This window comes from Chloroflexaceae bacterium, from assembly GCA_025057155.1.
In the GTDB taxonomy this organism is placed as follows: domain Bacteria; phylum Chloroflexota; class Chloroflexia; order Chloroflexales; family Chloroflexaceae; genus JACAEO01.
The window spans coordinates 171,422-184,215 of the sequence record JANWYD010000009.1 but is presented as its reverse complement, the minus strand read 5'-3'; the positions used below and the strand labels follow the sequence as shown (position 1 = coordinate 184,215).

The 12,794-nt window shown below is 64.6% G+C and carries 9 protein-coding genes; 7 read left to right on the top strand and 2 right to left on the bottom strand.

Translation table 11 applies throughout. The features are described from left to right. Positions 1–112: 112 nt before the first annotated feature. Positions 113–1,621, top strand: a complete 1,509-nt coding sequence (locus NZU74_10190; GenBank protein ID MCS6881692.1) for a tetratricopeptide repeat protein — start codon at positions 113–115, stop codon at positions 1,619–1,621. On the opposite strand, the gene NZU74_10185 is transcribed toward NZU74_10190, so the two are convergent. Both NZU74_10185 and typA read right to left on the bottom strand, forming a co-directional pair. Beyond that, the gene (locus NZU74_10185; protein ID MCS6881691.1) at positions 1,603–2,544 is read right to left on the bottom strand and encodes a sigma-70 family RNA polymerase sigma factor; all 942 of its coding nucleotides are present in this window, start codon (positions 2,542–2,544) and stop codon (positions 1,603–1,605) included. The genes NZU74_10190 and NZU74_10185 overlap by 19 nt on opposite strands. Positions 2,545–2,808: 264 nt before the next feature. Further along, positions 2,809–4,641: a translational GTPase TypA gene (gene typA / locus NZU74_10180; protein MCS6881690.1), complete on the bottom strand. Its 1,833-nt coding sequence runs from the start codon at positions 4,639–4,641 to the stop codon at positions 2,809–2,811. Positions 4,642–4,873: 232 nt separating this feature from the next. Here typA and NZU74_10175 point away from each other — a divergent pair, with 232 nt between their 5' ends. The 6 genes from NZU74_10175 (at position 4,874) to NZU74_10150 (ending at position 12,714) form a co-directional block, all read left to right on the top strand. Next, entirely contained in the window at positions 4,874–6,856 is a 1,983-nt protein-coding gene (locus NZU74_10175; protein ID MCS6881689.1) for a histidine kinase, read from the top strand. Then, complete coding sequence (locus NZU74_10170) at positions 6,853–7,569, top strand: response regulator transcription factor (GenBank protein MCS6881688.1); 717 nt, start codon at positions 6,853–6,855, stop codon at positions 7,567–7,569. Before NZU74_10175 ends, NZU74_10170 begins: the two co-directional genes overlap by 4 nt. 242 nt (positions 7,570–7,811) lie before the next feature. Further along, positions 7,812–8,699 carry an acyl-CoA desaturase gene (locus NZU74_10165; GenBank protein ID MCS6881687.1) on the top strand — a complete coding sequence of 296 codons (888 nt, stop codon included), beginning with the start codon at positions 7,812–7,814 and terminating at the stop codon, positions 8,697–8,699. Between the two features lie 237 nt (positions 8,700–8,936). Further along, positions 8,937–10,409 carry a circularly permuted type 2 ATP-grasp protein gene (locus tag NZU74_10160; GenBank protein ID MCS6881686.1) on the top strand — a complete coding sequence of 491 codons (1,473 nt, stop codon included), beginning with the start codon at positions 8,937–8,939 and terminating at the stop codon, positions 10,407–10,409. Between the two features lie 168 nt (positions 10,410–10,577). Continuing rightward, positions 10,578–11,540 carry an alpha-E domain-containing protein gene (locus tag NZU74_10155; protein ID MCS6881685.1) on the top strand — a complete coding sequence of 321 codons (963 nt, stop codon included), beginning with the start codon at positions 10,578–10,580 and terminating at the stop codon, positions 11,538–11,540. 220 nt (positions 11,541–11,760) lie between these two features. Beyond that, entirely contained in the window at positions 11,761–12,714 is a 954-nt protein-coding gene (locus NZU74_10150; GenBank protein ID MCS6881684.1) for a transglutaminase family protein, read from the top strand. Positions 12,715–12,794: the final 80 nt, after the last annotated feature.

Genomic DNA, 12,794 nt, shown 5'->3' with positions numbered 1-12,794 from the left:
ATTGCCGGATAGGTGAAGCTGGCGGTTATGCGCGTGCCGGGTATTGCGCAGGGACCGGCATAAGGGGGAACGCCCTCTCCGTCCAGGTCTTGTGGATTCTGAAAGCGGCAGGATGGACATCCTCGCACCATTCCCCCGGCGCTGGCGGGCAGTGGTGACGCTTCTCGCGCGGGCGGCGCTGCTGCTGCTGCTGCTGGTCGCGGCGCTCGTCCTGGCGCTGCGTCCTGACCATCGCGACGGGTTGCGGTCCGCCGACCGGCTCTTCGCTGCGGGGCGCTACCATGAGGCGCTGGCGATCCTGACTCCGCTGGCGCCGGCGTTGCCCGAGGCGCAGGCGCGCCTGGGGATGCTGCGGGCGCTGCGCGGCGAGCACGCCGCCGCCGAGCGCCAGTTGCGCGCGGCAATGTTGCGCGGCCTGGGGCCGGTGGATTATCAGCGCGCCTTGCTCTACCTGGGGCGGGCGCTCGCCGACGCCGGGCGGAGCGATCTGGCGGCGCGCACCTGGGCGCTGGCGGAGGATTGCCGCTCAGCCGAGGCGTGCGCCTATCGCGCCCCGGCGCGCCTGCTGGCCGCCGACGAAGCCTTGCGGCGAGGCGAGTACCTGCTGGCGATGGCCGGGATGCAGGCAGCCCTGGCGGAGCCGCTGCCGCCGGCCTGGGCCGAAGCCGCCCGCTTTCGCCTGGCTGCGTTGCGCGCGGGCAGCGCTCCCGAAGTTGCGCGCCAGGATCTGACCCTGGCCGTTCCCCTGGCGCGCAACGACCCGCTGATCAGCCCCTTGCTGCCCGTGACGGGTGACGGTCCGCGTCGACTCCGGGCCGCGCTTGACGCGTCGCCAGCCGGGCGGCCCCAGCTCCTGGGCATGTTTTACCTGCACCTGGGTCTGTATGGTCTGGCCGAGGAGCAGTTTACGCGCGTTGATCCGCATGGCCCCGATGCTCTCGGCGCTGCGGCCTACGCCGCCTATACACGATGGCGCGCTGGCGATGCCAGCGGTGGCCTGAAACGGCTGCAAGCCCTGGTCGAGGCGCACCCTGATGACCCGCGAGCGCGCACGCTGCTGGCGCTGACCTATCTGACGAATAACGCCAGCGATGCAGCGCACGATGAACTTGACGCCGTTGCGCGTCTGCGCCCCGATGATCCGGGCGTGGCGCTGGCCTGGGCCAGTTGGTATGCCGCGCGTCGCGAATATGATCAGGCCAGCCGGGCCTACCGGCGCGCGGTGGCCCTGGCCCCGCAGGCTGACCAGGGCCGCTATGCGCTGCTGGCGGCGAAGTTTCACCTCGCCACCACCTTTGAACTGTGTGAAACGGGGTTGTCGTTCGCCGAAACGGCTGCAACCAGGTCAGCCGGCAATCCAGAGGCCCTGACCGTGCTGGCCGCCCATCGCTACCACTGTGGCCAGTTCGCGAGCGCGGCGGAAGCCGCCCGCGCGGCCCAGCAAACCGGCGGCGGCCCCGCCGCGTTGTATTACCTCGGAGCAGCACTGGCGAACCTCGGCGACGCGGAGAACGCGCGCACCGCGCTTATCCGCGCTGCCGATCTGGCGCCTGCCTCTGACTGGCGCCGGAGAGCGGAACTGGCGCTGGGCATGTTGCCGCTCTACGCCTCTTCAAAGTAACCATGCAGCCGGCGACCCAGCAGCGGGTCGCGCAACTTCTTGAGGGCCTCGCTCTCAAGTTGCCGCACGCGCTCGCGGGTCAGGTTGAGGCGCTGGCCGATCTGCTCAAGGGTCAGCGCCGGCTCGCCGTGCAGCCCGTAGCGCAGGCAGAGGATGTGGCGCTCGCGAGGCGTCAGGTGCGACATCGCCTCGCTCAGATCGTCGCGCAGCAACGTGTGCGACACCTCATCGAGCGGGGAGGGCTGCAGCGGATCGGAGATCACCTCAGCCAGCGTGCCGGTGCCGTCCTCGGTGTGCGCTTCGTCAAGCGACGCCGGGGTCAGCGCGGCCTGCTCGGCGCGCGTCACCTGCTCAGGGGTGAGGCCAGCCTCGCTGGCGACCTCTTCCGGCGTCGGTTCGCGGTCGAGACGCTGGATCAACTGCTGGCGCACGCGAGCGAGCCGCGAGAGCCGCTCGCCCAGATGCACCGGCAGACGCACCGTGCGCCCGTGATCGGCGATAGCCCGCCCAACGCTCTGGCGGATCCAGTAGGTGGCGTAGGTTGAGAACTTCAGGCCACGGCTGGGATCGAACTTATCTACGGCGCGCATCAAACCCAGGCTGCCCTCCTGGATCAGATCCAGCAGGCTCAGCCCGTGCCCCTGGTAGCGACGCGCGATGCTAACCACCAGGCGCAGGTTAGAATTGATCAACTGAGCTCGCGCCCGCTCGCCCGCGGCGACCTGCTGCTCCAGACGCCGGCGCTCGGCGACGGGCAGGTGTGGCTCGGCTGCGAGACGGTTGGCCGCTTCCAGGCCCTCGGCCATCGCGCGGGCCAGGGCCTGTTCCTGATCAAAGGTCAAGAGCGGCTCGTCACCGATCTCGTTGAGATATAGAATGATTGAGTCGGTAGCACCGGGGCTGATAACCGCCGGATTGGTCATGGGTCGCTCCCCTTTCAGGTTCGTTGTTCGGGCTGCGACCGAACCAGACGAACGAGTTGCTTGTCCCGTTAACAGAGGTGATCCTCGTGGGGACGAGAGCCAGCGGGAGTCGGGGTGCTCCCGGGGGACGTCAGAAGGGTAGTATAGACCAGAGGGCTAAGAATGGGGTTAGGTCTGGATGAGAAGAGGATGAGAGAAGGAACGCTGCGGATTTTGGATTGTGCCCCTCGCGGGTAGGGGCGGTTCGCGCATCGTCCTTGCCGCTCAGGCCGGGGAGAGGTCGCGCTTCTTCTTTTCGCGACGCCGTTCGTCGGCGCTGAGCAGCTTTTTCCGCAGTCGCCAGCCCTTAGGGGTGACCTCGACCAGTTCGTCGTCGCCGATATACTCGATGGCGTCGTCAAGGGAGAGGGTGCGCGGGGCCTCAAGGCGGATATTCTCGGCGCCCCTGTTATTGCGCATGTTGGTGAGGTGCTTTTCCTTGCAGACGTTGACCTCGAGGTCTACGTCGCGGATATGCTGGCCGACCACCATGCCCGCATACACTTCCTGGCCGGGGGTAACGAAGAAGACGCCGCGATCCTGTACCTGGTTGATGCCGTAGGTGGTGACGACGCCACTTTCGGAGGCGATGAGCGAGCCATTTTCACGCGCGGCGATCTCACCCCTGAAGGGCGCGTAGCCGTAAAACAGACTATTGAGCACGCCGGTGCCGCGAGTGGCGCTGAGAAAAAGCTGGCGGAAGCCGAGCAAACCGCGGGTCGGCACGAGATAGACATAATGCACGCTGCCATCATCACGGACGTGCATATCGCGCATCTCGCCCTGGCGTTTGCCGAGCAGTTCGACCACCACGCCCTGGTAATCAGCGGCCACCTCGATTTCAACCAGTTCAATCGGTTCCAGGCGATTCCCGTGCTCGTCCTCATGGAGTATCACTTCAGGGCGAGAGACCTGGAACTCGTAGCCTTCGCGGCGCATAGTTTCGATCAGAATGCCGAGGTGTAGTTCGCCACGTCCGGCGACCAGAAAGACATCGGGGCTCTCGGTGTCTTCGACCCGCAGGGCCACATCGCGTTCGGTCTCCTGGTAGAGGCGTTCGCGGAGCTTGCGCGAGGTGACGAAAGTTCCTTCACGACCGGCGAAGGGGCTGGTATTGACGCCGAAGGTCATGCGCACCGTCGGCTCCTCGACCTTAATAGGGGGAAGAGCTTCGGGCTGGAGCGCGTCGGCGATGGTATCGCCGATGCTGGCGTCGCCGATCCCGGCAAGGGCGATAATATCGCCGGCCTGGGCCAGCTCAACCTCCTGACGTTCCAGGCCGTTGTAGACGAACAGTTGGCTGAGGCGCGCGGGATGGATCGCACCGTGGCGATCGATGCGCACGAGGGCCTGCCCCTTGCTGAGCGTGCCGCGACTGAGCCGGCCCGTAACTATTTTGCCTTTGTAATCGTCATAGACGCTGGTGGTCACAAGGAACTGGACCGGGGCGTTCACATCAACCTCAGGGGGCGGGATGCGGTCAAGGATGGCCTCAAAGAGCGGTTCGAGGGAGTCGTGCAGCTTGAGCGGCGAGCGGCCGGCGTGACCGGCCAGGGCATTGGTGAAGATGGTGGCGAATTCGGCCTGTTCATCGCTGGCGCCGAGATCGACAAACAGGTCGAAGGTTTCATTGATGACCCAGTTGGGACGCGCCTGGGGCCGGTCAATCTTGTTGACCACCACAATGGCGCGGTGGCCGGCCTGCAGGGCCTTGCGGAGCACGAACTTTGTCTGCGGCATAGGGCCGTCAACGGCGTCAACCAGAAGCAGGACGCCGTCAACCATATTCATCACCCGTTCCACCTCGCCGCCGAAATCGGCGTGGCCGGGCGTATCTACAATGTTGATCTTCGTGCCCCGGTAGGTAACGGCGGTCGTTTTGGAGAGAATGGTAATCCCGCGCTCTCGTTCGAGGGCGTTGGAGTCAAGCACCCGTTCCTCAACGGCCTGATTCTCGCGGAAGACGCGGCTCTGCTTGAGCATGGCGTCAACCAGGGTGGTTTTGCCGTGATCGACGTGGGCAATAATAGCGATGTTGCGAAGATCGTGACGCAGCATACGTCCTCAGCGCCAGCGATGGCGACACATAGAGACGCTCAGGCGCCTGGCGCGGCAGACCTGAGCGTTTGCTCACTCTGCATTCTACCACAGGTCAACGGGGGCTGCGGACCTTCTCTCAACCCGACTGCGCCCCGTTGGCGCGCGGCGCAGCCGCAGGGAGCACAGACGAGTGTGCTACACTAAAATCATGAAGGCAAAGGCATCGCCCCAACGGAGGATTATCACCACAATGGCTCTGCCTTATCCGTTTGCCGTGCAGAGCGTGGTGACGCTGGCGCTGCTTGGCGCGCCCCTAAGCGCCCTCGGGCAGAGTTATGCCGCCTGGCGGCTGGTGACGCTGGCAGGGCTGTGCGGCGTCTGCCTGATCGCGGTGACCTTCGTTCCGGCGCGACGGTTGCCCCGCTGGGGACAGGTGCTCTTCTTGCTCGGGCAGGTGGCGCTGACGGCCCTGGCACAGGCGCTGGCGCCCGCGCCGCTGCTCGATTATGTGTATCTGGCGCTGGTGCTCCAGGCTATCGCCCTGTTTCCGGCGTGGCTATGGATTACCTTCGCGGTGGGAGCCTATGCGGTCTGGAGCGGGATGCTGCTGGTGGCCACGGCGAACCTGATAGACTGGCTACAGGGCAACCTGGCGCTGGCCTTTCCAGCCACCTGCGCGATCATCGCGGCGCTCTTCTACCTGCGCCAGCAGCGCCGGAGCGAGCAGGTGCAGCACATGTTACAGCAGGTGCAGCAGCGCTACGATGCGCTGGCCGCGGGCCTGCGGGAGATGCAGCAACGCATCATGCTGGAGGAGCGCCACCGGCTCGCGCAGACGATCATTGATGAAGTGCAGACGGCCCTCGCCCGCACTGAGCAGAGTGTGGCGGCGGCGCTGGCGCAGGCGCAGAGCAACCTCTCACGGGTTGAGGCGGCAGTGAGCCAGACGCGGGCCGCCGCCGCCAGCGCGCTGGAACGCCTGCGAGCCACGGTGGCGACGTTGCGCCAGGGCGCGGCCGAGCCGCCTGCCGGCGTCCCGTCGCTGGAGCATGTTCTTCCGTCTGATGAACCGGTGATCGCGCGGCCGCTGAACCGGGTGCTCACGTGGGTGTTGCCGGGGGTCTTTCTGGCTCTGACGATCAGCTCCGCCGCGCTGGAACGGCCACTGGCGCCGGGATCATTCAAGATGCTTCTGGTATGGGCGGCGGTATTGATGCTCGCCTACGTGACCACCCAGCGCATCACGCATCTGTGGCTGATCCAGGTGGGTCTGGCGGCGCAGTCGGTGGCCATCCTGGCGCTGGCGCAACTTGCCCACACCCTCACACCCTTGCTGGGACTCTTGCTGGTGCTCTGGCAGGTGGCGGTGCGGCTGCCGGTGCGCCAGATCGTGCTGCACCTGGCGGCCTTGCTGGTGGGGATCACCACGCTTGCAGCATACTGGGGACCGGAGCGGTTCGATCATAACGCCCTGCTGATCGGTGCGGTGACGGCGGCGGCGGTCGGCGGACCGTTGCTGCTGGCCCGCCGGCAACTCGAGCGGCGCAAGCAGGCGGAGTTGCGTCTGGCGCTGTTGAGCGCGGAAATTGAGCAGCAGATGGCCGAGGCGCGTATGCTGGCGGTGGCGGCTGAGCGAGCGCGACTGGCCCGTGAGGTGCATGATGATCTGGGATCGCGGCTGGTGATGGTGCATTTGCACCTGCAACTGGCCGAGGATCTGGCAGCCGAAGACGCCGAAGCGGCCCTGGAACAGGTGCGCGAGAGCCGCGAACAGTTACGTCTGGCCTGGCGCAGCATGCTGGCCGTGGCCGATGCCGAACTGCCGGTGCGAGGCAAGGAGCTGCCGCAGGCGCTGGGGGAACTGGCAGCGTCGGCGGTGGCGCCGCCGCAGGTGACGCTGATGCTCGACAGTGAGCTTGAGAACCTGCCGGACGCGCTGGCCTGCACCGTTTACCGCGCGGTGCAGGAGGGCGTGACCAACGCTCGCAAGCACAGCCGCGCCACCCGGATCGAGGCGCAGGTTGTGATCCAGGGAGGCTATATCACGGTCACGGTCACGAATGACGACTCTGGCGACGCGGCGCCCCCGGCGTTTCGACCGGGATCGGGCGAGCGTTTCGGGTTGGTGGGCCTGCGTGAGCGGGCCGAGGCCCTCAACGGCGGGATGGAGGCCGGACCGTTGCCCGGCGGCGGATGGCGCTTACGGGTGGTGTTGCCGACCGAAGGCGTATGAGTCTTTCCACAGAGGGCCGCGACGAGGTGCCAACGATGAGCGAGAAGATCCGCGTATTGATTGTGGATGATCAGACTTTGATCCGCACGGGAATTGCTACGCTGCTGGCGCGCAAACCCGGCATCGAGGTGGTGGGCCAGGCCAGCAATGGGCAGGAAGCCCTGGAGCTTGTCGCCGCACTCGACCCTGACGTGGTGCTGATGGACGTGCTGATGCCGGTGATGGACGGCGTGGAGGCCACCCGGCGGCTGGCGGAACGGGGATCGCGCCCGGCGGTGATCATTTTGACGACCTTTCGTGACGATGCGTATGTCTTTCGGGGGCTTGCGGCAGGTGCGCGGGGCTACCTGTTGAAGGATGTGGATCACAAAGCCCTTGCTGATGCGGTGCGCACCGTCGCTGCCGGCGGCGCGCTGCTGGCGCCGGAGATCACCGCTCAGATGCTGCCCCATCTGGGGCGGCTGGCGCACGAGGTGGAAGGGAGCAAGCCTGCCGCGATGCCGGCGCCTGCAGAGCGCCTGGCCTTCCTCACCGAACGCGAACGGGACATTCTCGCCCTGCTGGCGCGGGGGCGCACCAACCAGGAGATCAGCGAGACCTTGCTGATCAGCATCGGCACGGTGAAGAATCACATCAGCAACATCCTCGGCAAACTTGGCGTCCGTGACCGCACCCAGGCGGCTCTCTGGGCGCAGCAGCACGGGTTGGGGTAAGCTCCGGTTCAACGGCGCTTCAGAGGTGCGGGGAAACCGGGTTTCTCCGCACCCCCGCTCGGTCTTGTCCCGTGACCCCCGTCATAGGCCCCTGGTTAGGTGTGCACAACGTCACAAAGTAGGTCAATGGTGACGAATGACTGGACTGGACGCACTTACGCGACGCGAGAGCGCGAGCTACACTGGGATGCAGTGGCCGCGGAAGGATACGCGGCCAGATGTCATTATTAAGGAGATACCAGATGGCCCGCGTCGCACCCTCCGCTCCGGTCGAACCCCAACTTGAGAAGAGTCTTGGCGAGAAAATTAGCGTCTTGATCGTGGTCGTACTACCGTTTCTGGCCACAATCTATGCCGTGGTGATGCTGTGGAACCGCGCTGTTGACTGGCTGGACGTAACGCTGATGCTGGTGTTTTACGCCGTCTCCGGTCTGGGGATCACGGTCGGTTACCACCGGATGCTGACCCACAAGAGTTTTGAGACCCACTCGTGGCTAAAGCGCCTGTTCCTGATCATGGGCAGCATGGCCTTTGAGGGCAGCCCGATCGCCTGGGCCTCGACGCATATTCAGCACCACGCCCACTCCGATGGCGAAGACGATCCTCACAGCCCGCTGGAGGGCCTGTGGCACGCGCATATGGGCTGGCTGTTCCACCACAAAGAGAACGTGGACGTGTACGGCACCTGGTTGAAGCGCGACCCTGACGTTGTCTGGGCCTCGCGCACCTGGCTGTTGTGGGCCGGATTGGGGCTGCTCATCCCCTTCCTGATCGCCGGCTGGAGCGGGCTGATCTGGGGGGGGCTGGTGCGGGTCTTTCTCACCCACCACGTGACCTGGAGCGTCAACTCGATCTGCCACACCTTTGGCGGGCGCGATTATCAGACGCGCGACGCGAGCCGCAACAACTTTGTCGTCGGTCTGCTGGCGTTCGGCGAGGGCTGGCACAACAATCACCACGCCTTCCCTCGCTCGGCCTTCCATGGCCTGCGCTGGTGGCAGATTGACATCTCGGGCTACGTGATCCGCGGCCTGGAGGCGGCGGGTCTGGCCTGGGACGTCTACCGGGTGAAGGAGGTCGATCTGCGCAAGCGGGTGATCCCCGCGAGCGCCGAGGGGATGGGCGATTAGCACGGCGTCTGCGTTTCATTGCCAGATTTGGGCCGAAGCACTGGCTGTGCCAGTGCTTCGAGCTTACCGTCGCATGCCCCGCCCGGTGTTAATTCCCGGTTGACGGCGGGCGCGGAAGGGGGTATTATAGCGAATAATCCCGAGAGAAGAACCGCCGTAGTCGTGGCAGCGCCGCCCGCTCAGCTCTCTCCGATGTCTGGCTTCAGATTCGGTAGAAAGCCCTAGCACTGCACATCTATGCTCACCGAGCACCGCGCGCGCGCGAACGGCCATTCGCTCTTCGCCACCTACGATCTCGGCCCCGCCTACGACGAGATGTTTGACGAGGCGGGTGAACCACGCCCCCACTACCGGCTCCTGTACCAGCGCCTGCAGGAACTCTCCCCGCGCGACCTCCAGCAGCGGCAAAGCTACGCCGATCTCACCTTTCTCAATCAGGGCATCACCTTCACCGTCTACGGCGACGAGCAGGGCGTCGAGCGCATCTTTCCCTATGACCTGCTGCCGCGGATCGTGACCCACGACGAATGGGCGGTGATTGAGGCGGGGCTGAAACAGCGCATCCGCGCGCTGAACATGTTCTTGCACGACATTTACCATCAGGCGCGCATTCTGGCCGATAAGATCATTCCGCGCGAACTGGTGTACACCTGCCCGCACTTCCGCCGCGAGATGCGGAACGTCGCGGTGCCGCAAGGGGTGTATATCTCGATTACCGGTACGGACCTGGTGCGTCTGCCATCGGGCGAGTTCGTGGTGCTGGAGGATAACCTGCGCGTGCCCAGCGGGGTGAGCTACATGCTCACCAATCGGGCAGTGATGAAACGGGCCTTTCCGGGGTTGTTTGCCAATTATGGCGTGCGTTCGATAGACCACTACGGCCATGCGCTGCTCACGACCCTGCGCGCGCTGGCGTCCCCGCATCGGCCCGAGCCGACCATTGTGCTGTTAACACCGGGGGTGTACAACTCGGCTTACTTTGAGCATACCTTCCTCGCCCGGCTCATGGGGGTGGAACTGGTCGAGGGCCGTGACCTGCTGGTGCACGACAACGTCGTGTACATGCGCACGACAGCCGGCCTGCGGCGGGTGGATGTGATTTACCGGCGGGTGGATGACGATTTTATTGATCCCCTGGCCTTCCGCGCCGATTCGATCCTCGGTGCGGCGGGGCTGTTCAACGCCTTCCGCGCTGGAAATGTCAGCCTGGCGAATGTTGTGGGCACCGGCGTGGCCGACGATAAGGCGATCTACGCCTATGTGCCGAAGATGATCAAATACTATCTGAGCGAAGAGCCGATCCTCTCAAATGTCGAGACCTATCTCTGCAATGATCCGGGGGAACGGGCCTACGTGCTCGAGCATCTGGATGAACTGGTAGTGAAGGCAGTGGGTGAGTCGGGGGGCTATGGGATGCTCATCGGCCCCCACAGCACTGCTGAGGAGCGCGAGCGCTTCAGGCGCCTGATCGAGGCCAATCCGCGCAATTATATCGCCCAGCCCACGCTACAATTCTCGCGCGCTCCCTGCTTTGTTGATGGCCGGGTCGAGCCGCGCCATGTCGATCTCCGCCCCTACATCCTCAACAGCGGCGACCAGATTACGATTGTGCCGGGGGGCCTTACCCGTGTGGCGTTGCGCAAAGGCTCCCTGGTGGTCAACTCGTCGCAGGGCGGAGGCAGCAAGGATACGTGGGTTCTGTTCGAGTGACGGGCCGTTCCTGGATTGGCTGGAGAGTCAGCTATCGTTCACGCCTGCTTGCCACTGAGCGCCTCACTCTTTACAGTGATTGTGGAGGTGTGGAGGTGTAGAGATGTGAAGTGTGGAGAAACCGGAATCCTGAATGGCTGACCCTGCACCTCGTTACGTTAGCATGATATGCTCTCACGCGTAGCTGATGGCCTCTACTGGATGAGTCGCTACCTGGAACGAGCCGAACATACGGCGCGACTGATCGGTGTCGGGTTGAACCTGATGCTCGATCAAACCCCCGAATCGGTCGAGCCGCGCTGGAGACGGCTGCTGGCCGCCCTGCGCACCGACACGCCCCCCCAGGGCCTCGCTGACGCCTATGCCATCACCCGGACTTTAACCTTCGATCCCGAAAATCCCAATGCCATCGTCAATTGCATCGCGCTGGCCCGTGAGAACGCCCGGCAGGTGCGCCAGCAGATCAGTTCGGAGATGTGGGAGCAGGTCAACCGCCTGTACCTCTCTGTGCGCGCGGCAACCCCGGAGCAGGTCTGGCAGGGAGAGCCGATTGAGTTCTATCAGGCGATCAAAGAAGGCGCGCATCTCTTTCAGGGTATCACCGACAGCACTATGAGCCACGGCGAGGGTTGGTATTTCATTCAGGTCGGCCGCTACCTGGAACGGGCCGGCGCGACAGCGCTGCTCCTCGACGTGCATTTCCGCCCCTATCTGGAGGCGCCAGATGATCCGGCGCTGATGCTGGAGTACAACGACTGGGTCGGGCTGCTCAAGTGCGCCACCGCGTTCGAGGCGTACTGCAAGGTGTATACTGCTGATGTGCAGCCTCATACAGTCGCGGAGTTTTTGTTGCTCGACGCCGAGTTTCCCCACTCGGTGCGTTTTGCCGCCGACCGGGTGCAACGCGGACTGCAAGTGATTGCGCAGAGCGCCGGCATCCGCGGCGGCGGGCGGGCCGAGCGTCTGGCGGGCCGATTGCGCGCCTCGCTCGATTATGGCCAGGTTGAGGAGATCATGGCCGATAATATGCACGCCTACCTCGATGGCATCCAACGCCAGTGTATCGCCATCCACAGCGCGATCTATCAGACCTACGTGACCTACCCCGTAGAGAAGGCCCTTGACACCTAGAGCACTGACTGGAATGCTTGATCCACTGAGGCACTGAGGCGCTGAGGCGCTGAGCCGCATGGCTCGCGGGCGCTTCTGCCGCCATCGGGGTGGATCAACCTTTTCGAGAAACGCTATAGGAGGACTCTGGATTGTGGATCGTGGATTGGGCGCGGCAGATGTGGCCGTGGTCGGTGGTCTATTGATTCCCGAACAGGTTTCCTGGAGTTGCACCAGCCATATGTATTATTCTATTCTGCATAAGACCCGTTTGCGCTACAGCGCGCCGGTGAGGGAAAGCATCACCGAGGTGCGCAAGCAGCCCCGCTCGGAAGGTTCGCAGCGCTGTCTGAGCTTTCGCCTGGTTACAAGCCCCATTGCTCGTGTGCAACATTACACCGATTGCTACGGCAATATTGTTCATCACTTCAGTATCCCTGCGCCACACCGCACCACCACCATTACCGCCGAGGCGGTGGTCATCCTCCAGCCGCCGCCATTACTTCCCGACCGGCTTGACTCCGACGCCTGGGCCGCGCTCGACGCGCTGACCGAGCGTGAGGATCTCTGGGATTTTCTGGCGCCCAGCGCTTTCGCGCATCCGACGACGCTGCTCGATGATCTGGCCCGCGAACTCGAAGTCTGCCGTCGCGATGATCCGCTCACCCTGCTGCGCGAGTTGAACGCGCGGCTCTATGACGCCTTCGCCTACGATCCGGAGCACACCGAGGTCGACTCACCGATTGATGTGGCCCTGGCCGCCCGGCGAGGGGTGTGCCAGGATTACGCGCATATCATGATCGCTCTGCTGCGTCCCCTCGGCATTCCCTGCCGGTATGTAAGCGGCTACCTCTTCCACCGGGTGGAGGATCACGACCGCTCCGCGCAGGACGCGACTCATGCCTGGGTCGAGGCGCTGCTGCCGGAACTGGGGTGGGTGGGCTTTGACCCGACAAACAACCTGATTGCCGGAGAGCGGCATATCCGCACCGCCGTGGGGCGCGACTACGCCGATGTGCCGCCAACGAAGGGGGTCTACAAGGGTCAGGCCGAGAGCGTGTTAGAAGTGGGGGTCAAAGTGGCCCCGACCGAGGCGCCCATCGCCGACGAGGAGGTGCTGCCGGTGCTGGCGGGCCACGCCGCGGCGGTCGAGGCGGATGAGTCGTTCGAGGCCCAGCAGCAGCAGCAGCAGTAGCGCAACCTTCAAGGTTGCGCCTCTACGGCCAGGGTTGCGCCTACGGCGCAGACCGGATTTTCCGCGCCTCTACCCGATGG